Source organism: Streptacidiphilus sp. EB129 (assembly GCF_041262645.1).
Taxonomy (GTDB): Bacteria; Actinomycetota; Actinomycetes; order Streptomycetales; family Streptomycetaceae; genus Streptacidiphilus.
Window position 1 is genome coordinate 20161 of the sequence record NZ_JBGCCS010000030.1, and the last position, 21415, is coordinate 41575.

The window sequence follows — 21415 nt, forward strand, 5'->3', positions numbered from 1 at the left end:
GCGGCACCGCCTAGCAGCGCCACGGGGAGTTCCTGTCAGCCGAAACGGCCGGAGATGTAGTCCTCGGTGGCCTGGACCGACGGGTTGGAGAAGATCTTCTCGGTGGCGTCGATCTCGATCAGCCGACCCGGCTGGCCGACCGCGGCGAGGTTGAAGAAGGCGGTACGGTCGCTGACCCGCGCGGCCTGCTGCATGTTGTGGGTCACGATGACGATGGTGAACCGCTCCTTGAGCTGGCCGATCAGGTCCTCGATGGCGAGGGTGGAGATCGGGTCCAGCGCCGAGCAGGGCTCGTCCATCAGCAGCACCTGGGGCTCGACCGCGATGGCGCGGGCGATGCAGAGGCGCTGCTGCTGGCCGCCGGAGAGGCCGGCGCCCGGGCGGTCCAGGCGGTCCTTGACCTCGTTCCAGAGGTTGGCGCCCATCAGCGAGCGCTCCACCGCCTCGTCGATGACCTTCTTGTTGCGGACCCCGTTGAGCCGCAGACCGGCCGCGACGTTCTCGCGGATGGACATGGTGGGGAACGGGTTGGGGCGCTGGAAGACCATGCCGACCGTGCGGCGCACCGCGACCGGGTCGACCCCGCCGCCGTAGAGGTTCTCGTCGTCGAGCATGACCTTGCCCTCGACCCGGGCGCCGGGGATCACCTCGTGCATCCGGTTCAGGGTGCGCAGGAAGGTCGACTTGCCGCAGCCGGACGGGCCGATGAAGGCCGTCACCGAGCGCGGCTCCACGGTCATCGAGATGTCCTCGACGGCCCGGAAGGTTCCGTAGTAGGCGTTCAGTCCACTGACGTCGATGCGCTTCGCCATGATGTCTGTTCTCTCGTTCTCAAGTCAGGAAGTCTGTGGGGGCCGTCGGCGCGTCAGCGCGCGGCCTTCGGGGCCTTCCAGCGGGCGATGCCGCGGGCGACCAGATTCAGCAGCATGACCACGACGATCAGCACCAGCGCACCACCCCAGGCCCGGGCCTGCGACGCGTCCGTGCCCAGCGAGTACTGCTGGTAGACGTACAGCGGCAGGTTCGACTGGGCGCCGGAGAAGGGGTTGGCGTTGATGCCGTCGAAACCGAACACCAGCAGCAGCACCGGGGCGGTCTCACCGGCGACGCGGGCGATGGCCAGCATCACGCCGGTGACGATCCCGCCGAGGGCGGTAGGCAGCACGATCCTGATGACGGTCAGCCACTTGGGCACGCCCAGCGCCAGGCTGGCCTCGCGGAGCTCGTTGGGGACCAGCTTGAGCATCTCCTCGGTGGAGCGGACCACCGTGGGGAGCATCAGGATCGCCAGCGCGATGGCGCCCGCGAAGCCGGTGAACGGCATGTTGAGGATCATGATCCAGAGCGAGAGGACGAACAGTCCGGCGACGATCGAGGGCACGCCCGTCATCACGTCGACGAAGAAGGTGACCGCGGAGCGCAGCCGGCCCCGGCCGTACTCGACCAGGTAGACCGCGGTCAGGATGCCCACCGGGGCGGCGAAGGCGGTGGCCAGGCCGACCTGCTCCAGGGAGCCGATCAGCGCGTGGTAGAGGCCGCCGTTGGTGTCGGTGGCCAGCACGCCGTTCATCGAGTGGGTCAGGAAGTTGGCGTTGATGACGCCGATGCCCTTGGCGACGGTGAACCAGATCAGGCCGAACAGCGGCAGGACCGCCAGGATGAACGCGGCCCAGACCAGGCTGGTGGCCAGTCGGTCCTTGGCCTGCCGGCGGCCCTCGACCCCGGCGGACAGGGCGTACATGCCGGCGACGAAGATGATCACCGCCATCAGGCCCCACTGCAGCCTGCTGCTGATGTCGAAGGCCAGGCCGATCCCGGAGCCGAGGGCGATCGCGACCACCGCGGCGGCGGCCGGGGTCCACCCGGGCAGCCGGCGCTGGGTCAGCTTGGTGTTGCCCAGCGGTGCGGGACGCTGCGTGAGAGAGGTGCTCATCAGGCGTTCGCCCCCGAGTATTCCTTGCGGCGGGCGATGATCATCCGCGCGGCGCCGTTGACCAGCAGAGTGATGACGAAGAGGACCAGGCCGGAGGCGATCAGCGCGTCACGGCCGGTGGCCGAGGCCTCGTTGAACTGGGAGGCGATGTTCTGCGCGATGGTGCCGCCGCCCGGGTCGGTCAGGTGCAGCGAGATCACGAAGCTGGGGGAGAGGACCACGGCGACGGCCATGGTCTCGCCGAGCGCGCGGCCGAGGCCGAGCATCGAGGCGCTGATCACGCCGGGTCGGCCGAACGGGATCACCGAGGTGCGGATGACCTCCCAGCGGGTGGCGCCGAGCGCGAGCGCGGCCTCCTCCTGCGTCGCCGGGACCTGGCGGAACACCTCGCGGCTGACGGCGGTGATGATCGGGATGATCATGATGGTCAGCAGGATGCTCACGGTGAAGATGGAGCGCGCGGCGCTGCCGGGGCTGAGCTGCTTGAAGATGTAGGTCCAGCCGAAGTACTGGTTCAGCCAGGCGTTGACGCCGGCCATGTGCGGGACCAGAAACAGCGCGCCCCACAGACCGAAGACGATGCTGGGGACGGCGGCGAGCAGGTCGACCAGGTAGCCGAAGACCTGGGCCACCCGGCGCGGCGCGTAGTGCGAGATGAACAGCGCGATGCCGACCGAGATCGGGACCGCGATCACCATGGCTATCAGGCCGCTGACGATCGTGCCCAGGGCGAGCACCGCGATGCCGAAGACCGGCGGGGTGTTGTCCGGGGTCCATTCGGCGGTGGTGAGGAAGTTGCCGTGGTTGACGCTGAGCGCGTTCCAGGAGCGGTAGCAGAGGAACACGGCGATGGCGGCCATGATGACCAGCAGCAGGATGCCGGAGCCGCGCGAGAGGTTGAAGAAGACGGTGTCGCCGAGGCGGGTCTTGGCCTTGCCGGCGGCGCGGGTCGCGTTACGCGAGCCGTTCTTGCCGGGTGTGCCCGAGAGGGTCTCGGTCGGGCGCTTCTCCGGGGACGGTGGGTCTGGCTGGCCGTCCTTGGGGGCGGCGTGGTTCGGGATCTCCATCATTACTCCGGTCTGGTGGCGTCCTCCGAGGAGGGCGCCTGGCGGCGGTGCACCGGACGGTTCAGGGTCGAGCGGGTGGTGCGGTACTGCGTTTCAAGCGGTGCTGCGGTTCCAGCGGTATCGCGTTTCGAGCGGTACCGCTGGTCGAGCGTCACGGCGATCGAGCCGTGACATGGGGTTACCGCCCGGGCCTGCCCCTCCCCCCTTGGGAGCAGGCCCGGGCGGTAACGCTCCGTCTACTAGGCCAGGGTCGCGATGACGGCCTTGACCTTGTCCGTGATGGCGGCCGGCAGCTGCATGTAGCCGGCCCCGGCGGCGGCCTGCTGGCCGGCGTCGCTCGCGGTGTAGTTGAAGAAGGACTTGATCGCCGGCAGGGTGTCGGCCTTGTTGCCCTTGTCGCAGACGATCTCGTAGGTGACCAGCGAGATCGGGTAGTTGCCCGGGGTCTTGTCGGCGTAGTTGAGCTTCAGCGCCAGGTCGCTGCCGGTGCCCACGACGGTCGCCCCGGCCAGGCCCTTGGCGGCGGCGTCGGCGGACACGGCGACGGGGGTGCCCGAGCCGGTGTCGATGGAGGCGGTGGAGATGCTGCCGGCCTTGGCGTAGGACAGCTCGAAGTACGAGATCGAGCCGGCGACCTGCTTCACCTGGGCGGCGAGGCCCGAGGAGCCGGCCGCGGCCTGGCCACCGGGGGCGGGCCACGCGGACTTGGAGCCGTAGCTCCAGTCGCTGGGCGCGGCGGCGCTCAGGTAGGCGGTGAAGTTGGCGCTGGTGCCCGAGCCGTCCGAGCGGTGGAAGGTCTGGATGGCCATGCTGGGCAGCGTGGCGGTGGGGTTGAGCGCCTTGATGGCGGGGTCGTTCCAGTGCGTGATCTTGCCGGAGAAGATCTGCGCCAGGGTGCTGGCGTTGAGCACCAGGTTGCTGACACCCGGGAGGTTGTAGCCGATCGCGATCGGGCCGCCGGCCATCGGCAGGTCGATGGCCTTGCCGCCGCCGGTGCAGACCGAGGCGGAGCTGGCGACCTCGGTGGCGGACAGCGCCGAGTCGGAGCCGGCGAAGGCGATCTTGCCGGCCAGGAACTGCGCGCGGCCGGCGGAGGAGCCGGTGCCCTGGTAGTTGATCGTCACACCGGAGCACTGCTGCTGGAAGTTGCGCACCCAGACGTCCATCGCGTTCTTCTGCGCGGTGGAGCCTGCGGCGAGCAGCTGGCCCGAGCCGCAGTCGGCGGCGGCCGTGGCGGAGGTGCCGGCGCTGGCCGACGAGCTGGCCGAGGAGGACGTGTTGTTGTTGTCAGAGCCGCACGCCGCGAGCGTCAGCGAGCTGACGACCGCCACGGCGCCGATGGCGAGGGCCTTGGTGCGGCCGTTCCGCTGGAGCTTCACTTGGTGTCCCTTTCTGGGTGCCGATAGACCAGAGGAAGGCTCTGACCTGAGGCGTAACAGTGGCGCGGGGTCTCGCGACCGCCGCTACCCAGGACGCTAAGCCGGGCAGGTGAAGCGATTGGCCAGCCCAAATGAACGAGAGGTGAACCTCGGGCCTACGCCTGGATACGCCGTGCGGTAGTAACGGTTTCGCCACGGCGACAGCACGAGGGGGTAAAGCCGTGTAAGGGATCAGGAGGGCCCGGTTTCCAGGCGCTTGAGCAGGGCGTCCACCAGCTCGCGGTCGTGGTCGTAGCTGAGCCGCCGGCGCGCCGCCGAGGCGGGCAGCCAGACCAGCCGGTCCACCTCGCGGTTGGGCTGGAACGAGCCGCAGACCCTTATCGCGGCCCAGTAGCGGACCCGCTTGGGCCGCCCCTTCGCCAGGTAGCGCTGGGTGGGCAGCCGGAAGCAGAGCTCCACCCGCATCCCGGTCTCCTCCAGTGCCTCGCGCCGGGCCGCGTCCTTGGAGCGCTCGCCGGGCTCCAGCTTGCCCTTGGGGAAGGACCAGTCGAACCACTTGGGCCGGTGCACCAGCGCCAGCTCCGGCTCCTCGGTGTCGTCCCGCCCGGGTCGCCACAGCACCACGCCGGCCGCGCGGATCCGGTCCGTCCGGGGGGTCACGGGGGAGGGGTCCTTGCTGAGCCGGACCTTCTTCAGCGAGTCAGCCATGGGTCGGTAAGCCATCCGGAGCGGTAGAGATCGGGCCAGTTGCTGCTGAACGCGTGGCGGGCCGCCTCCACCTCCAGTCGTTGATCAGCATGGACCACGCCCAGCACATACGCCGTCGCGGGGGTGATCCGCGGCGTCCGCGCGGCGAGTGCGGCGGCCTCGGCGGCGTCCGCCGCGTCGCGGTGCCGACCCAGCACCCGGGCCAGGTCGGCCAGCGCGCCGGTGGCCGACTGCGAGGTGCGCGGACCGAGCTGCCCGGCGCAGACCTCCAGCGCGTACTGCGTGTGCTGCACCAGTACCCGGATGCGGCGCCAGGGCAGGTCGTCGCCCGGGTCGTGCAGGGCGTCGCCGTTGTACGGGGCGGCCGCGCGCTGCAGCGGCAGCTCGGCGACGGCGGAGGCCAGCGAGCGGGCGGCCTCGGCGGCGTAGGGGAGCAGCGCCTCGGCCGGGGCGGTGTCCCCGGGGTCGCGCAGCGGCAGGTCGGAGATCAGCAGCGTCATCCGGTCGGCGAGGGCGTGGAAGCGGGCCGACCCCAGCTCCTGCAGGGCGGTGGTGTGGGCCCGGGAGCGGGCCAGGGTGAGCTGGCGCTCCAGCAGCGCGCGGGCCTTGGGCGCCCCGGGGTGGCCGGCCAGCAGCCCTTCGGCAGCGCGCGGGCGCGGGACGGTGGCGCTCTCGCCGCCGCGGTCGGTCCCGGTCTGCTCCGCGGTGAGGGCCGCCGCGGTGGGGGCCGGAGTCCCGGTGGCCGGTGCCGTGGCCGCCGCGGCTGTCGCAGAGGTGGCTCCGGTGCAGGTCAGTGAGTCGAGCGAGGCCAGGAGGCGGGCCAGGCGGCGGTCGTGCGCCCGCTCCTGGCCGAGTATGCCGGTGAGTCTGCCCAGCTCCTCGCGCAGCTCGCGGGCCCAGCCGGGATCGAGCAGGGCGTCGAAGGTGTGCAGGGTGGCACTGACCCGGCGCAGCGTGGTGAGGTCCACCGCGGGCAGGCCGCGCAGGAAGCTCCCGGCCTGGGCGGCCAGGTGCGTCGCGAGTGCCTGGCTCGCGCTGCGGGCGGGCTGGGCGCGGTCGGCGGTGTGGTCTGCGCTGTGGTCTGCGGTGTGCTTTGCGGCGTGGTCTGCGGAATGGTCCCGGACCGTGGCCGTCGGTGCCTGCGCAGCCGAGGGTGCGTCGGTCATGGTGCGTAAGTCCCCGTTGTCGTCGTGTGCATGCAGGGGGTGGTCCGGGTCAGCTGGACAGGCCACTCTGGCCCCAGCCACCGGTACTGCGCCGGCGCCGGCGGGAGTCGATGAGCAGCTCCTGCACGTTGCGCAGCGGTCTGCCCTCGGTATCGACGGCGTGCCTGGTCCAGGTGCCGTCCGAGCCGAGGTGCCAGGACGCGGTGTCGTCGGCGGTGCCCAGCTCCAGCAGTCCGGCCAGTTCGGCGCGGTGGCCGGGGTCGTTGACCCGGAGCAGCGCCTCGATCCGGCGGTCCAGGTTGCGGTGCATCATGTCGGCGCTGCCGATCCACACCTCGGGGTCGCCGCCGTTGCCGAAGACGAACACCCGGGAGTGCTCCAGGAAGCGTCCGAGGATGCTGCGGACCCTGATGTTCTCGGACAGTCCGGCCACGCCGGGGCGGATCGCGCAGATGCCGCGCACCCACACGTCCACCGGCACGCCGGCCTGCGAGGCGCGGTAGAGGGCGTCGATGACGGCCTCGTCCACGATGGAGTTGACCTTGATCTGGATCCGGGCCGGGCGGCCGGCCCGGTGGTGCGCGATCTCGTCGTGGATCCGGGAGACCAGGCCCTGCCGCAGCGAGCGCGGTGCGACCAGCAGCCGGCGGTAGGCCTCCCGGCGGGAGTAGCCGGAGAGCCGGTTGAACAGGTCCGAGAGGTCCGCGCCGACCTGCGGGTCGGCGGTGAGTACGCCCAGGTCCTCGTACAGCCGCGCGGTCTTGGGGTGGTAGTTGCCGGTGCCGACGTGCGCGTAGCGGCGCAGCGTCTCGCCCTCCTGGCGGACCACCAGCGACAGCTTGCTGTGCGTCTTCAGGCCGATCAGCCCGTAGACCACGTGGCAGCCGGCCTCCTCCAGCTTGCGGGCCCACTTGATGTTGGCCTGCTCGTCGAACCGGGCCTTGATCTCGACCAGGACCAGCACCTGCTTGCCGGACTCGGCCGCGTCGATCAGCGCGTCCACGATCGGCGAGTCGCCGGAGGTCCGGTACAGCGTCTGCTTGATGGCCAGTACGTCCGGGTCGGCGGCGGCCTGCTCCAGGAACGCCTGGACCGAGGTCGAGAAGCTGTCGTACGGGTGGTGCAGCAGCACGTCGCGCTCGCGGACGGCGGCGAAGATGTCCGGCTGCGAGGCCGACTCCACGTCGGACAGCCCGCGCGCCGTGCCGGGCACGAAGGCCGGGTACTTCAGCTCCGGGCGGTCCAGCCCGGCGATGGCGAACAGGCCGGTCAGGTCCAGCGGCCCGGGCAGCGGGTAGACCTCGGACTCGGCGATGTTCAGCTCGCGGACCAGCAGGTCCAGGACGTACGGGTCGATCGACTCCTCGACCTCCAGGCGCACCGGCGGGCCGAAGCGGCGCCGCATCAGCTCCTTCTCCAGCGCCTTGAGGATGTTCTCGGTGTCGTCCTCCTCCACCTCGAGGTCCTCGTTGCGGGTGACCCGGAAGGCGTGGTGCTCCAGCACCTCCATACCGGGGAAGAGCTCCTCCAGATGCGCGCCCATCACGTCCTCCAACGGGACGTAGCGCTGCGGGGAGGCCTCCAGGAAGCGGTGCAGCGACTGCGGCACCTTCACCCGGGCGAAGTGCTTGTGGCCGCTGACCGGGTTGCGGACCACCACGGCCAGGTTCAGCGAGAGCCCGGAGATGTACGGGAAGGGGTGCGCCGGGTCGACCGCCAGCGGGGTGAGCACCGGGAAGATCTGCTGCCGGAACAGGGTGAGCAGGCGGCCCTGCTCCTTGTCGGTCAGCTCGCTCCAGCGCACCAGTTCGATGCCCTCGGCGGCCAGCTCGGGCAGCACGTCCTGGTGGAAGCAGGCGGCGTGGCGGGCCATGAGCTCCCGCGAGCGGGTCCATATCTTGTCCAGCACCTCGCGGGGCTGCAGCCCGGCCGCGGAGCGCTGGGCCACACCGGTGGCGATCCGGCGCTTCAGACCGGCCACCCGGACCATGAAGAACTCGTCCAGGTTGCTGCCGAAGATGGCCAGGAACTTGGCCCGCTCCAGCAGCGGGGTCTCCGGGTCCTCGGCGAGCTCCAGCACGCGCTCGTTGAACGCCAGCCAGCTCCGCTCCCGGTCAAGGAAACGTCCCTGGGGTAGTTCTTCCTCGAACTCCGCCAGTTCCGCCGCAATCCGGGTGTCGCCGGGGATCAGCAGGGTGACGGGTGCAGGTTGCGCAGGGCGGGCGGCGGTCATGGCGGGCGGCTCCTCCTGCAGGGTGTCCTCCGACGGCGTCGCCGCCGTCGCCTGGGCCGGTGGGACGGTCTCCACGAGCGGGACCATCAGGCGGCGGTAACGACGGGGCGGGGTCACTGCGGATTGCACTTCCTCAAAATCGTTGCAGCGTGATCGTTGCAACGGCGTCTGAACTCAAGGTAAATACAGGGTGGCCCACAGGAAAGCTGGGGCGGTCGCCTCAGGGCGTGCGGTACATCAGGTCCACCTCGTGCACGGTGAAGCCCAGTCTTTCGTATACCCGAACTGCCGCCGGGTTATCGGCGTCGACGTAGAGCAGCACCGTTTCCAGGCCGCGTTCCCGGGCGAGGTACTCCAGGCCGACGGCGGTCAGCACCCGGCCCAGGCCGTTGCCCTGCTCGTCCGGGCTCACCCCCACCACGTAGACCTCGCCCAGGCCCGCCTCGACCTTGGTCCAGTGGAAGCCGACCAGCCGGCCGTCGCGCTCGGCCAGGAAGAAGCCGCTCGGGTCGAACCAGGGCTCGGCGATCCGGTCGCGCAGATCCTGCCGGGTCCAGCCGCCCTGTTCCGGGTGGTGGGCGAAGGCGGCGGCGTTCAGCGCCAGCCAGGCCTCGTCGTCCACGCCGGGGGCGAAGGTCCGCAGGGTCACCCCGGCCGGCAGTGCCTTGGCGGCCTGCTCGGCCGCCCCGGCGTCCAGCCGCATCCGCATCTGCCGCAGTTCGCGCACCAGCTCCAGACCCAGCGCGTCGGCCAGGTGCCGGGCGGCGGGGTGGCCGCCGTGCGCCCACACCTGCCGGGCGCCCTGGTCCAGCACCGCCAGGGCCAGGGCCCGGCCGTACCCGGCGCCGCGCCGGGACGGATCGACCACCAGCTCCGCGGTGCCGCCGGCGTCCACCTGCCCGTAGCCGACCAGGGCGCCGTCACCGCTCTGCAGCAGGTGCCGGACCCCGGGCCGGGATCCCCGGATCGCCAACCGCCCCTGCTCCGAGACGGCGGCCTTGCCGTCCGCCTCGGCTGCCGCCGCCAGCAGCGCGCCCACGGCGGCCTGCTGCGTCCGGTCCACTGTCCCCACGACCTCGACTGCGTCCATGCCAATGACCCTACGGGCAACCGGGCCCGGGGATCCGCCGTGTCAGGCGGCGAAGTAGGTGATCATCCCGCCGAGCACGACGACGGCCAGCCCGCCGAACCACCAGGCGCCGGTGAGCTTCAGCCACCGCGAGTTGCCGAGGTCGAGGCGGCCCGGCAGCAGCCAGGCCCCGCCGAGCGTGACGACGCCCAGCAGCCCGGCGGAGAGCAGCAGCAGGCCGAGCGCGGTCGCGGCGATGTCCTCGCCGACCGCGCCGGCGCCGGTCTCCTCGCAGGTCCCGCCCTGGGAGCAGCGCACCGGCACCACGGTGCCGGGGGCGTAGGAGCTCGACGCGTCCTGGATCGTCCAGCCCCAGTCGACCACTCCGCTGCGCCCCGGATCCCCCTGGCCGTAGCACTCGGTGATGCGGGACTTGCCGCTCTGGTGCGTCTGGCAGCTCTCGACGGTCATCCGCAGCGGGGCTCCGCCGCGGAGCCCCGCCTGGTAGCCGAGGTCCCGCGACCCGTTCACCAGCGCGACCGTCCCGATGACGAAGACCAGGAGCAGCAGGAAGGCGCCGAAGAGACCGCCGCAGCTGATCCGGGGCCGCTTGCCCGGCGCCGGGGCCCGCTTCGCCGACGGCTTCGGGTAGGACCTGGCGGCCGTCTTCCGGGACGCCGTCTCGTGCCCCCTGCCCGACGCCGACGTGCCCGACGCCGACGTGCCCGACGGCCGCCTGCCCGACGATGTCCGCCGGCCGCGTTGCGGACCGTCCCACTCCAGACCGCGCCGCTCCGGCGGTATGTCCTTCGATCCCATCGTGCCCGTCCCCGTCAGGTGCGGTGCCCGCACGTCCGAGCGGACAACCTACCCGGTCACCCGCTTCAGGGGGACGACCGTGATGGCCGCGACCGCGCAGCCCGCCGCGACGGCGAAGGCGGTGCCGTAGCCGGCCGAGGCGATGATCGCACCGGCCACCGGCGGGGCCACCGAGGCGGTCAGGTTCTGTCCGATGTTGTGCACCCCCAGCGCCCGGCCCGCCCAGTGCGGCCCGGCCAGCTCCGCCACGGAGGTGAAGGACAGGCCGTTGGTGCTGGCCGACAGCCCGCACAGCACGATCAGCAGCAGTACCGAGAACCATGACGGCCACCACTGCGCGCACCCGGCCAGCAGCAGCGCCAGCAGCGCGACCGCCGCCGCCAGCAGCCGCATCGGCGCCAGCCTGCTGCCCACCGCGTCCGACCAGCGGCCCGCACCGATCCGGCAGCAGGCGGCCAGGGCCTGGCCCACCGCCATCAACTGGCCGGCGGTCACCGGCGACAGATGCCGGACGTCGGTCAGGAACACCAGCCCGAACGCCCCGACCGTGAACTGCGGCCACACCAGCAGCGCGCCGGCGCCGTGGATCCGCCACAGCGTCGCCGCCCCCCGGTACGGCGAGCGCGGCCGCTCCCCGGCCGGCCCGGCACGCGGCGGCCGGGGCGGGTCCACCACCAGCAGGGCGACCAGCACCGTCATCACTCCGCTCAGCACCGTGACGAACAGCAGCGCGCCGCGCAGCCCGTACCCCGCCGCCAGCGGCGGCATGGCCACCGCGGCCAGCAGCATCCCCAGCGGGGTGGAGGTCTGCCGGATGCCCATCGCCAGTCCGCGCTGCTCCGGCGCGAACCACCCCAGCACCACCCGGCCGCTGGCCGCCGACACCGACGCCCCGGCCGCCCCGGCCAGCGCGAACAGCAGGGCCAGCGTGACCAGGCCGTGCACCAGCAGGGTGCCGGTCAGCGCCAGCGTCGCCAGCGCCAGCCCGGAGGCCAGCACCACCCGCTCGCCGTAGCGGTCGGCGGCCGCGCCCCAGGCGTACAGCGCCAGCAGCAGGCCCACCGTCGGGCAGGCCACCACCGTCCCGGCCTGGGCCAGGTTCAGTCCCTCGGTCGCCCGCAGGGTCGGGATCAGGTACGGCAGGCCGTAGACGAAGGCGAAGGAACTGGTCTGGGCGGCCGTGCCGAGCGCCAGCATCAGCCAGCGGCGGCTGCCGGTTCCGGTGCTGCTCTCGATCGCTGTCGCCTGCGCACTGCCCATGGCCGTCTCCCCGCCGATCCGAGTGGATGCGGGTTCATCATGACGGAGTATCCATCTGGTGGGACAGTTGGTTTCAGATGCTGGACGGCTCCTCGTGGTTCGAGACCGGCGCGGGCGGGACGGGCGGGGTCGGCGGTGGTGGTGTGGGTGCGCCGGGCAGCCGCACGGTGGCCAGCGCGCCGCCGGTGGAGCCGTCGGCGGCGGGCGCGGCGGCGGCCAGCGACACCTCGCCGCCGGCCTCGCGGATCGTCTGCGCGACGATCGCCAGGCCCAGGCCCGACCCCGGCATCTGCCGCGCCGAGGGCGAGCGCCAGAAGCGGTCGAAGACATGTGGCAGGTCCTCGGCCGGGATGCCCGGGCCGTGGTCCCTGACCGTGAGCGTGCCGAACTTCAGCGACACGTCGATCGCGCCGCCGGGCGGGCTGAACTTCACCGCGTTGTCCAGCAGGTTGATCACGGCCCGCTCCATGGTGTGCGCGTCGGCCCGCACGTACCAGGGGCGCAGGTCCACGTTGAAGACCAGCCCCGGGCCGCGCAGCCGGGCCCGGTCCAGGGCGCGGGCGGCGATGTCGTGCAGCGGCAGCACGGCCAGCGGCTTGGAGCCCTTGGGACGGGTGGGGCGGGACAGCTCCAGCAGGTCGCCGATGAGCGTGGAGAGCTCCACCATCTGCGCCTTCATGTTGCCGAGCATCCGGGTACGGGTGGCCTCCGGCAGGGCCCGCCCGGTCTCCTCACTGCGGACCAGCAGGTCCACGTTGGTCCGCAGTGAGGTCAGCGGGGTGCGCAGCTCGTGCCCCGCGTCCGCGATCAGCTGCGACTGCCGGTCGCGCGAACTCGCCAGCGCGGTGCTCATCGCGTTGAACGCGGTGCTCAGCCGCGCGATCTCGTCGTCACCGGACACCGCGATGGTGACGCCGGGCTCCTGGGTACGGGCGATGTGCTCGGCAGCCTCGGTGAGCCGGTCGACCGGCCGCAGCGCGGTCCTGGCGATCAGCAGCGCGCCCGCCGCCGACGCGGCGATGACCAGGGCGGACACCCCGATCATGATCCACGCGAGCTGAGCGAGCGCGTCCTGTACCGGTCCCAGCGGCTGGTAGACGGCGATGGCGATGCTCAGGTCGCTGTTCGTCAGGTCGCCGACGCTGACGGTGTAGACGCGGACGGACGTGCCGCCGATGGTGGTGCCGTCGCGGTAGCCATCGACGGCTTCCGGGCCGGCGGTGCGGCTGGCGGCGATGGCGACGTCTTTGGCGGTCGGCCGCACGGTGCTGTCGACGCCGGGGGGGCAGTACTCGCCGTTGGAGAGCACGATTGTGGTGGCGTTCTGCGTCGCACTGGGGGTAGGCCGGTTGCACTGGGCCACCGCCTGGATCAGTGTGCGCGGGTTGGCGGCGATCCTGGCCTTCAGCGTCTGGTCGACCTGGTGGATCATCTGGTTCTGGGCGACGAACCAGCCGGAGACCGCGCACAGCACTACGGCCAGGGCAACGGCCGTGGCGGTGAAAAGCGCCAGCCGACCGCGCAGAGTTATCCGGTTGAACCAGTCTCTCAGCGACTGTGGCCAGTGGAGCCGCCGCCGGACCGGCCTCCCGGCGGTGGTCGCGGCGGCTTCGTCCTCTGTGGCCACTGTGCCTTTGCTGATTTCAATGCCCCCTGGGCTTTCCGTGCCGTCCCCCGGTCTCTCGGTCACGTGCCGGTCCCCGCAGCCCGCAGGGCGTAGCCGACGCCGCGCACGGTGTGGACGAGCCGGGGCAGGCCCCCTGCCTCGGTCTTGCGGCGCAGGTACATCACGTAGACGTCCAGGGAGTTGGACGACGGCTCGAAGTCGAAGCCCCAGACCGCCTTGAGGATCTGCTCCCGGGTGAGCACCTGGCGCGGGTGCGCCAGGAACATCTCCAGCAGCATGTACTCGGTCCGGGTCAGCTCCACCGCCTTGCCGGCCCGGGTGACCTCCCGGGTGGTGGTGTTCATCCGCAGGTCCTCGAAGGCGAGCACCTCGTCCTCCTCGGCGGCGCCGAGCCCCGCCGCGCGGACGATGGAGTTGCGCCGCAGCAGCGCCCGGACCCGGGCCAGCAGCTCGTCCAGCTCGAACGGCTTGGCCAGGTAGTCGTCGGCGCCCACGTCCAGGCCGGTGACCCGGTCGCCGACGGCGTCCCGCGCGGTGAGCATCAGCACCGGCACGGTGTCGCCGCGCGAGCGCATCCGGCGGACCGTGGTCAGGCCGTCCATCCTCGGCATCATGATGTCCAGCAGCACCAGGTCGGGGCTGCCGGCGGCGATCGCGTCCAGCGCCTCCACGCCGTCCGAGGCGGTGGCCACCTGGTAGCCCTCGAAGGCGAGGCTGGACTCCAGCGCGTCGCGCAGGGCGGGCTCGTCGTCCACGACCAGGACGCGCGCCAGCGCCTCCTCCGTGGTGGCGGACGGCTCGTGGGCGGCTGGCTGGGCAGCGGCGGCAGTCATCTGGTCTGATCCCTCAAGTTCTGCTCGGTTGCGATCACGGTGGCACCTGACCGTGATTCTCCGTCGGCGGCGCGCCCTTCCGCAGCGGTGCGCGCCGCCGTACGCCCCCTCACGGTCAGCTGCTGATGGTCTGCCCGCTCTGCAGCTGCGGCAGTACCGCCTTGACCGCGTTGATCGGGATGGCGAAGCCGAGGCCGACGCTGCCGGCCTGGCTGCTGCCGGAGCCCGAACCGGAGGAGGAGTCCGAGTACATCGACGCGTTGATGCCGATGACCTGGCCCGAGCTGTTCAGCAGCGGGCCGCCGGAGTTCCCGGGGTTGAGCGCGGCGTCGGTCTGGATGGCGTTGTAGGTGGCGGTCTGTCCGCCGGAACCGCCGCTGCCGGAGCTGCCCGAGCCGCCGCGGCCGGACTGGCCGGACCAGCTGGGGAAGCCGTAGCCGCCGTTGCTCTGCACGGTGCTCTCGCTCACGTCCACGGTGACCTTGCGGTTCAGCGCGCTGACGATACCGGAGGTGACCGTTCCGGTGAGGCCCTCGGGGTTGCCGATGGCGACCACCGCGTCGCCGATGACGACCTGGCCGGAGTCGCCGAGCGAGGCGGTCTTCAGACCGCTGACGCCGCTGGCCTTGATCACCGCGACGTCCATCCCGGCGTCGGTGCCGACGACGCTCGCGGTGGTGGTCCTGCCGTCGCTGAAGGTGATCTTGACGGTGGCGCTGGGATCGCTGACCGCCGCCGAGATCACGTGGTAGTTGGTCAGTATCTGGCCGGTGGAGGTCAGCACTATGCCGGTGCCGATGTCTTCGCTGCTGCCGGAGTTCACCGTGATCTGCACGGTCGCCGGGGAGACGGCGGCGGCGATGGCGGCGGTGTTGCTGGTGGTCTTGGAGTCCGAGGTGACCACGGCGGAGGTGCTGTAGTCGGCGGACTTGGTGCGGTCCGCGCTGATCACGCCGCCGGCCACCCCGCCGGCCAGGGCGGAGACCAGGGCCACGGCCGCGGCCAGCGCGACCGGGCGGCGCAGCCGCCGTCGCCGGGGCGCCCCGCCTGCCGGGCCGCCGGGCTCCCCGGGACCGGCCGGCGGAAGCGTCCCGCCGGGACCGCCCGGGCCCGTGGCGTGGTGCGCCGGGCCGCCGGTGCTCCCGTGGGCGAAGCCGCTGCCGTAGTCGGCGCTGTAGGTGTACGGGCCCTGGGCTGCGGCGCCTGCGGGGGTCGGCAGCACCGTGCCCTCGATCGGCCGCTCGTACGGCCCGGGCTGCGGACGGCCCTGTTGCGGACGGCCCTGGTAGGGGGCCTGGTGCGCGGTCGGCGCGTGCTGCGGCATCGGCGGCAGCGGCGTGGTCTGCTCGGCGCCCGTGCCGTGCTCGTAGGGGTACGCGCCCGGCTCGGGGGCGCCTGCAGGATTCCGGTGCGTGTCGGTCATGTGACCAAGGTCTGCCGCGAAAATGAGAGGCTACTGAGAGTCAGCTCATAACCCGCCGAAAGATTCCCGCCGCTCGGCGCCGCCGCATGAACACCGGCTCAGCCGCCGCGCCGAAGGCGCTGCTCAGTGGGGGTGCCGAACGTGCTGCTCAGTCGCCGTGCCGGGGGTCGGAACCGGCCGCCGACAGGCTGGGCCGGGCGTTCAGGCGCAGCCGCAGGAGCGCCGGGTCACCAGACGGCTCGGGAAGCGCCGGATCCGCACCGTGTCCGATCCCGGCACCATCAGCGAGTCGTCCAGCACCAGGTCCACCGCCGCCCGGGCCATGGCGTCGCGGTCGGAGGCCACCGTGGTCAGCGGCGGGTCGCAGAACGCCGCCTCGGGGATGTCGTCGAACCCGGCCAGTGCCAGGTCCTCGGGGATCCGGACGCCCACCTCGCGGGCCGCCCTGGCCACCCCGATGGCCTGGTCGTCGGTGGAGCAGAAGATCGCCGGTGGGCGCTCGGCGGAGCGCAGCAGCTCGACGGCGACGGTGTAGGCCCCGTACCGGTCGAACGGCGCGTCGACGAGCCTGCCCTCGGTCTCCAGCCCGGCGGCGGCCATCGCCCGCCGCCAGCCTTCTATGTGGTCGATCACCGGGTCGCCCGGCGCCGGCGCGGCGACCGGGCCGCCGAAGCAGGCGACATAGGCGTGACCGTGTCCGAGCAGGTGTTCGACCGCGAGCTGGGCGCCGCCCACGTCGTCGGTGACCACCGCGACGTCGTCGGCACTCTCCGGACGGCGGTGCAGCAGCACCACCCGGGAGTCGTCCTGCGCGGCGAACTCGTTCGCGGCCTGCTGCGAGGGACCCTGGCTGATCAGGATCAGTCCGGAGACGCGCATGCCCAGGAACGCCCGGACGTAGTGCATCTCACGGTCGCCCACGTAGTCGGAGTTGCCGATCAGCACGATCTTGCCGCGCTCGGAGGCGACCCGCTCCACGGCGTGCGAGAGCTCGGCGAAGAAGGGCTGCCGGGCGTCGGGCACGACCATGCCGATGAGATTGGTACGGCGGCTCGCCATCGCCTGGGCGACGCTGTTGGGACGGTAGCCGAGTTCCGCTATCGCCGCGAGTACGCGTTCGCGGGTCGCCGGGGCGACCGGGCGGGGGCCATTGTTGATGACGTAGCTGACGACCGCGGTCGAGGTCCCTGCCAGCCTGGCCACATCGTCGCGGGTCACCTTGGGCACGGGCCGAAGTCTACGCGCCTCGCGGAGTAGTCGTGGACCTGTCCACAATCGGCCCGCGGCCCGGGCGCCGCCCTCCGCTCCGGGCCCGGTATGCCGAAGGTCTCACGCTGTGGCCTGCGGTGCGCGCGGTGGCCACGGGGGCGCGGGGTGCCGTCCTGACGCGCACCGCCGCGATTCGCGCCGGGCGTGCGGCAGGGGCCCGGAAGCCCCCCGGGGCCCTGCCGTGCGCCCGGCGCTACGCCTCGACCTCAACGGCCTCGGCCGCCGACTCGATCCCGGCGGCGTCGGTGGCCTCGGACCGGGGCACCGAGCCCTTCTCGGCCTTCTCCGGCACCACGAACCGGTAGCCGACGTTGCGCACGGTGCCGATCAGCTGTTCGTGCTCGGGGCCGAGCTTGGCGCGCAGCCGGCGGACGTGCACGTCCACCGTCCGGGTGCCGCCGAAGTAGTCGTAGCCCCAGACCTCCTGCAGCAGCTGGGCCCGGGTGAAGACCCGGCCCGGGTGCTGCGCGAGGTACTTGATCAGCTCGAATTCCTTGAAGGTCAGGTCCAGCACCCGGCCCTTGAGCCGGGCGCTGTACGTCGCCTCGTCCACCGACAGGTCGCCGTTGCGGATCTCCATCGGGCTGTCGTCCTGGACCACCTGCATCCGCCCGGTGGCGAGCCGGATCCGGGCCTCGACCTCGGCCGGTCCCGCGGTGTCCAGCAGCACGTCGTCGATGCCCCAGTCGGCGGTGACGGCGGTCAGGCCGCCCTCGGTGACGATCAGCACCACCGGTGCCCCGGTGCCGGTGGAGCGCAGTAGCTGGCACAGGCTGCGGATGTGTGGGAGGTCACGTCGGCCGTCGACCAGGATCACGTCGGCGCTGGGTGTGTCCACCAGGGCGGAGCCCTCCGCGGGCGCCACGCGCACGCTGTGCAGCAGCAGGCCGAGTGCGGGAAGGACCTCGGCGGACGGCTGGAGGGCGTTGGTCAGCAGCAGTAGAGAACTCATACCCGGCTAGTCCCCTTTCCGGGTGGGACGGTGAGGGCCGCAACCCTCCGGATGCCAGTACTCCCGAGATGCCAGTACTCCCGAGACCAGGACGACGGCACACGGCGTTGTGCGCATCCGTTCTGAAAGCACAAAAGGACCCGGGGGCGACTCTGCCCGGATCCCTTGGAGAAGGAGAATAGCCCACATGGACGCTGCCGCGAAGGGTCTGACCAGGACCGGCGGGGGCGCACGCCCCTGGAGCGCACCCGCCGAGGCGCTTCTGCTCACCTCGGACGGGGTGCGTATCCACGCTGCGCACCTGCCGTACCGGGGCCGGGCGGAAGGTGCCCGGGGCAGCACCGGACCGGATGGCGAGGGGGAGGCCGCGGGCGGTCTCGCCGTCGTGCTCGCGCATGGATTCACCGGTGCGGTGGAACGGCCGGCGGTACGCCGGGCGGCGGCCGTGCTGGCCCGGCACGCCGGGGTGGTGACCTTCTCGTTCCGGGGCCACGGCCGCTCCGAGGGGCTGTCCACGGTGGGCGACCGGGAGGTGCTGGACCTGCGGGCGGCGATCGACTGGGCCCGTTCGCTGGGCTATCGGCGGGTCGCCACCGTCGGCTTCTCGATGGGCGGCGCGGTCGTGGTCCGGCACGCCGCGTTGTACGGAGGTGTCGAGGCCGTCGCGGCGGTGAGCGCCCCGGCGCGCTGGTACTACCGGGGCACGGTGCCGATGCGGCGGCTGCACTGGGTGGTGATGCGGCCGCTGGGCCGGCTGGTCGGCCGGCTCGGACTGCACACCAGGATCGACCCGCGCGAGTGGACCGAGCTGCCGGTGCCCCCGGTGGAGGCGGCGGCGAGGCTGACACGGCGCGGTATCCCGCTGCTGGTGGTGCACGGCGACAGCGACCCCTACTTCCCGCTGGACCACCCGCGCTCACTGCACGGTGCGGCCGCCGCCAACGGCTCCGCCGAGCTGTGGATCGAGCCGGGATTCGGGCACGCCGAGAACGCCGCTGACGAGGCACTTCTCGAACGTGTGGGCGAATGGCTGGCGGTGTCGCGGTGACGGGAGCGGCCGGAGGACGCCATGATGGCCCGATGCGAGGTTCCACTGAGGAGGGTGAGATGACCGTTCCGACGGCATCCGCCGACACGGCCGGCACGGCAGACGCGCATGAGGGCGTGATCCGCTACTGGGCCGCGGCCAAGGCCGAGGCCGGCACCGGCGAGGAGCCGTACCGGGCGGCGACGCTGCAGCAGGCGCTGGACGCCGCGCGGCAGCGGCACGCGGACCGGCCCGGTTTCGCGCGGGTGCTCAGCCTGTGCTCGTTCCTGGTCGACGGTGACCCCGTCGGCACCCGCGACCACGCCGGTGTCGCGCTGGCCGAGGGCGGCACCGTCGAGGTGCTGCCGCCGTTCGCGGGAGGGTGACGCAGATCATGTCCGGCTATTCAGGCTCACCCATCTACCCGGCCGACGGTTCACCGCAGCCCCCGGCCGGGGGCTGGCCCGACGCGGACGCCACCGCGCTGCTCCCGCCGGTGCCACCGCTCGGCGCGGACGCCACCGCGTTGCTTCCGCCGGTGCCACCGCTCGGCGCGGACGCCACCGCGTTGCTTCCGCCGGTGCCACCGCTCGGCGCGGACGAACCGACGCCGCAGCCGGCGTCGCGCTTCGGCCAGATCCACGAGAAGTACGCGACCGGCGAGACCCCGCTGCCCCCGCAGGCCTTCGCCGAGTCCCCGTCCTGGATCGACCCCCTCGACCCTCTCGGCGTCCAGCAGCCCCCCGCCCCGCCGCGCGCCTGGCAGCCCCAGCCGTCGCCCGCCTACCCCCAGCAGGACGGACCGGCCGGACCCGGTGCCCCGGCCTACCCCGGCATGCCGGGAGCGGGCTTCGCCCCGGAGGGCCCCGGCCACCCCGGCGCCGCCCACGGCATGCCCGGCCAGCCCTTCCCGCCCGCCTCCGGCCAGCCCTTCCCGCCCGCTCAGGACCAGGGCTTTCCGCCTGCCCAGGGCCAGGGCTTCGCCCCGCAGGGCCCTCCGTTCCCGCCCGGCATGCCTGGCGTCCAGGCCCCGGGCACGGCTCCCGGCTACCCCGGCCCCGCCCAGGGCAACCCCGGCCGCCACAGCGGGCAGCCGGGCAATCCCGGCATCCACGGCGGGCAGCAGGCCGCGCCCGGCTATCCCGGCACGCAGCAGGGCCCACCCGGTTACCCGGGCGGGCAGCAGGGCAGTCCGGGCTTCCCCGATCCGGGTCAGGGCAATCCCGGGTACACCGGCACGCAGCAGGGCCATCCCGGTTTCCTCGGTGCCGGTCAGGGCGCTCCCGGCTACGCAGGCGCCCAGCAGGGCGCACCGGGGTACCCGGGGGCCGGCCAGGGCTTCGCGCCCGGTGGCCCGGGATACCCGACCGGAGGTCCGGGCGCGGGTCCCGGCATGGACGGTTCAGGCTTCGGGCCCGGTGCGGCGGGTACCCCGATGCCCGGCGGGCCCGGCCTCCCCGGCCCCGGTCAGGGCGTGCCGCAGCAGAGCTTCACCCCCGGCGGGCCCGGCGGGCCCGGCTTCCCCGGTGCAGCCGGGGCGCCGGCGCCGGAGTACCCCGCCGGGGCACCGGCCGAGGCCGGCCCGGAGGGGACCGGCTGGGCGGACGCCCCCGTCGCGTACGGGGCGCCGACCTCGCTGCGGGAGACCTTCGCCGCCGCCCAGCCCACCGGCCCCGCAGGGGTCTTCGCGCCGCCGCCCCCGCCCGCGCTGGACGCGCAGGTCGGCGACGGCTCGCTGCGCTCGGCCTTCGCCGCCGCGCAGCCCACCGGGCCCGACGTCGGCGCGGCCGGATTCGTGCCCGCGCCGACCGCCGCGCCGCAGCGCACCGGCTCGCCGATCATCGATCCGGGCATCCAGCCGGCCGCCGCGACCTTCGGGATCGCCCTGCTGCTCGCCCTCGCCGCACTCCTCGGCCGTACCGCGCTGGTCGTGCCCGCGCTGTTGCTGCAGGCGGTCACCGCCGCCGGCTGGTTCCGGCTGAACGGGATGTGGCCGGCCCGGCAGGGCATCGCGCTGGCCGCCCTCGGCGGGGTCACCGCCGACGCCGCGATGCTGGCCGCGGCCGGCGGCACCGCCCCGGCCGTGCTGGCAGGCACGCTCGGCGGGTTCTTCCTGCTGGTGCTGATCCTGCAGATCTTCCGTCCCAGCAACCCGGACGAACGCTTCTACGCCCTCACCGTCAGCGCCTCCGCCATCGTGATGACCGTCCTGGCCGGGTGCTTCGTCGCGGCCGCGACGGTCACCCACCACGGGTGGTCGACCGGCGCCGTGGTCGTCGTCGGAACCGTTTCGGCCGCTGTCGCCGTCCTTGTCTCCGCACTGCCGATGCTGCCCGCGAAGGCGGGCTTCGCCGCGGCGGCGGCCGCCGCGCTGGTGGCCGGCCTGGCGCTGGGCGCGGCCACCGGGCCCGGGGCGGTCGGGGGAGCACTGCTCGGGCTTGCCGCGGGCGGCTGCGCGCTGGTCGGGCGCCGGGTGGCGGCGTACGACTTCCCGTCGCGCTTCGTCCACCTCACCGCCGGGGTCGCGCTGCCGCTGGCCTGCGCCGCCCCCGCGGTCTACCTGGTCGGACGGCTGCTGGCCGGCTGACCGGGCCCGACCGGCCGGGAAGCACCGGCCGGCCGGGATGTACGTCCTGCACAGTCAACGGAG

General features: G+C 72.9%; 18 protein-coding genes. 3 read left to right on the forward strand and 15 right to left on the reverse strand.

The annotated features are described in order from the left end of the window. Nucleotides 1–35: 35 nt before the first annotated feature. From pstB to ABH925_RS28710, 15 genes are all read right to left on the reverse strand, one after another. Complete coding sequence (gene pstB / locus ABH925_RS28640; protein WP_370152436.1) at nt 36–812, reverse strand: phosphate ABC transporter ATP-binding protein PstB; 777 nt, start codon at nt 810–812, stop codon at nt 36–38. A gap of 53 nt (nt 813–865) precedes the next feature. Continuing rightward, nucleotides 866–1933 (reverse strand): phosphate ABC transporter permease PstA, encoded by a 1068-nt coding sequence (gene pstA, locus ABH925_RS28645; RefSeq protein ID WP_370152440.1) that lies wholly within the window; start codon nt 1931–1933, stop codon nt 866–868. Continuing rightward, complete coding sequence (gene pstC / locus ABH925_RS28650; RefSeq protein ID WP_370152599.1) at nt 1933–3000, reverse strand: phosphate ABC transporter permease subunit PstC; 1068 nt, start codon at nt 2998–3000, stop codon at nt 1933–1935. The genes pstA and pstC overlap by 1 nt, the downstream gene beginning before the upstream one ends. 239 nt (nt 3001–3239) lie before the next feature. Further along, nucleotides 3240–4379, reverse strand: a complete 1140-nt coding sequence (gene pstS / locus ABH925_RS28655) for a phosphate ABC transporter substrate-binding protein PstS (protein WP_370152442.1) — start codon at nt 4377–4379, stop codon at nt 3240–3242. A gap of 231 nt (nt 4380–4610) precedes the next feature. Then, the gene (locus tag ABH925_RS28660) at nt 4611–5087 is read right to left on the reverse strand and encodes an NUDIX hydrolase (protein ID WP_370152445.1); all 477 of its coding nucleotides are present in this window, start codon (nt 5085–5087) and stop codon (nt 4611–4613) included. Then, the gene (locus tag ABH925_RS28665; RefSeq protein WP_370152448.1) at nt 5072–6253 is read right to left on the reverse strand and encodes a CHAD domain-containing protein; all 1182 of its coding nucleotides are present in this window, start codon (nt 6251–6253) and stop codon (nt 5072–5074) included. Before ABH925_RS28665 ends, ABH925_RS28660 begins: the two co-directional genes overlap by 16 nt. Nucleotides 6254–6302: 49 nt before the next feature. Then, nucleotides 6303–8573: an RNA degradosome polyphosphate kinase gene (locus ABH925_RS28670; protein ID WP_370152450.1), complete on the reverse strand. Its 2271-nt coding sequence runs from the start codon at nt 8571–8573 to the stop codon at nt 6303–6305. Between the two features lie 133 nt (nt 8574–8706). Continuing rightward, entirely contained in the window at nt 8707–9576 is an 870-nt protein-coding gene (gene mshD / locus ABH925_RS28675) for a mycothiol synthase (protein WP_370152452.1), read from the reverse strand. A gap of 42 nt (nt 9577–9618) precedes the next feature. Continuing rightward, nucleotides 9619–10374, reverse strand: a complete 756-nt coding sequence (locus tag ABH925_RS28680; protein WP_370152454.1) for a hypothetical protein — start codon at nt 10372–10374, stop codon at nt 9619–9621. A 48-nt stretch (nt 10375–10422) separates the two neighbouring features. Then, nucleotides 10423–11634 carry an MFS transporter gene (locus ABH925_RS28685; protein WP_370152455.1) on the reverse strand — a complete coding sequence of 404 codons (1212 nt, stop codon included), beginning with the start codon at nt 11632–11634 and terminating at the stop codon, nt 10423–10425. 73 nt (nt 11635–11707) lie between these two features. After that, nucleotides 11708–13261 (reverse strand): sensor histidine kinase, encoded by a 1554-nt coding sequence (locus ABH925_RS28690; RefSeq protein WP_370152457.1) that lies wholly within the window; start codon nt 13259–13261, stop codon nt 11708–11710. Nucleotides 13262–13320: 59 nt separating this feature from the next. Continuing rightward, nucleotides 13321–14094 (reverse strand): response regulator transcription factor, encoded by a 774-nt coding sequence (locus ABH925_RS28695; RefSeq protein WP_370152458.1) that lies wholly within the window; start codon nt 14092–14094, stop codon nt 13321–13323. 115 nt (nt 14095–14209) lie between these two features. Continuing rightward, nucleotides 14210–15517 (reverse strand): trypsin-like peptidase domain-containing protein, encoded by a 1308-nt coding sequence (locus ABH925_RS28700; RefSeq protein ID WP_370152460.1) that lies wholly within the window; start codon nt 15515–15517, stop codon nt 14210–14212. 201 nt (nt 15518–15718) lie between these two features. Continuing rightward, nucleotides 15719–16744, reverse strand: a complete 1026-nt coding sequence (locus tag ABH925_RS28705) for a LacI family DNA-binding transcriptional regulator (protein ID WP_370152463.1) — start codon at nt 16742–16744, stop codon at nt 15719–15721. Between the two features lie 235 nt (nt 16745–16979). Next, entirely contained in the window at nt 16980–17738 is a 759-nt protein-coding gene (locus ABH925_RS28710) for a winged helix-turn-helix domain-containing protein (RefSeq protein WP_370152466.1), read from the reverse strand. Nucleotides 17739–17925: 187 nt separating this feature from the next. On the opposite strand from ABH925_RS28710, the gene ABH925_RS28715 reads away from it, so the two are divergent. From ABH925_RS28715 to ABH925_RS28725, 3 genes are read left to right on the forward strand one after another with little or no spacing between them, the layout of a single operon-like run. Continuing rightward, nucleotides 17926–18786: an alpha/beta hydrolase gene (locus ABH925_RS28715; protein ID WP_370152469.1), complete on the forward strand. Its 861-nt coding sequence runs from the start codon at nt 17926–17928 to the stop codon at nt 18784–18786. Nucleotides 18787–18845: 59 nt separating this feature from the next. After that, entirely contained in the window at nt 18846–19151 is a 306-nt protein-coding gene (locus ABH925_RS28720; protein WP_370152472.1) for a MoaD/ThiS family protein, read from the forward strand. A gap of 8 nt (nt 19152–19159) precedes the next feature. Next, nucleotides 19160–21352 carry a hypothetical protein gene (locus ABH925_RS28725; RefSeq protein WP_370152474.1) on the forward strand — a complete coding sequence of 731 codons (2193 nt, stop codon included), beginning with the start codon at nt 19160–19162 and terminating at the stop codon, nt 21350–21352. Nucleotides 21353–21415 lie beyond the last annotated feature (63 nt).

Coding starts and splice junctions, on each gene's coding strand:
- ABH925_RS28710 (WP_370152466.1), bottom strand. CDS start 17,738: ATGAGTTCTCTACTGCTGCTGACCAACGCCCTCCAGCCGTCCGCCGAG.
- ABH925_RS28685 (WP_370152455.1), bottom strand. CDS start 11,634: ATGGGCAGTGCGCAGGCGACAGCGATCGAGAGCAGCACCGGAACCGGC.
- pstA (WP_370152440.1), bottom strand. CDS start 1,933: ATGAGCACCTCTCTCACGCAGCGTCCCGCACCGCTGGGCAACACCAAG.
- ABH925_RS28725 (WP_370152474.1), top strand. CDS start 19,160: ATGTCCGGCTATTCAGGCTCACCCATCTACCCGGCCGACGGTTCACCG.
- ABH925_RS28660 (WP_370152445.1), bottom strand. CDS start 5,087: ATGGCTGACTCGCTGAAGAAGGTCCGGCTCAGCAAGGACCCCTCCCCC.
- ABH925_RS28665 (WP_370152448.1), bottom strand. CDS start 6,253: ATGACCGACGCACCCTCGGCTGCGCAGGCACCGACGGCCACGGTCCGG.
- pstB (WP_370152436.1), bottom strand. CDS start 812: ATGGCGAAGCGCATCGACGTCAGTGGACTGAACGCCTACTACGGAACC.
- ABH925_RS28720 (WP_370152472.1), top strand. CDS start 18,846: ATGACCGTTCCGACGGCATCCGCCGACACGGCCGGCACGGCAGACGCG.
- pstC (WP_370152599.1), bottom strand. CDS start 3,000: ATGGAGATCCCGAACCACGCCGCCCCCAAGGACGGCCAGCCAGACCCA.
- ABH925_RS28715 (WP_370152469.1), top strand. CDS start 17,926: ATGGACGCTGCCGCGAAGGGTCTGACCAGGACCGGCGGGGGCGCACGC.
- ABH925_RS28680 (WP_370152454.1), bottom strand. CDS start 10,374: ATGGGATCGAAGGACATACCGCCGGAGCGGCGCGGTCTGGAGTGGGAC.
- ABH925_RS28700 (WP_370152460.1), bottom strand. CDS start 15,517: ATGACCGACACGCACCGGAATCCTGCAGGCGCCCCCGAGCCGGGCGCG.
- ABH925_RS28670 (WP_370152450.1), bottom strand. CDS start 8,573: ATGGTCCCGCTCGTGGAGACCGTCCCACCGGCCCAGGCGACGGCGGCG.
- ABH925_RS28695 (WP_370152458.1), bottom strand. CDS start 14,094: ATGACTGCCGCCGCTGCCCAGCCAGCCGCCCACGAGCCGTCCGCCACC.
- mshD (WP_370152452.1), bottom strand. CDS start 9,576: ATGGACGCAGTCGAGGTCGTGGGGACAGTGGACCGGACGCAGCAGGCC.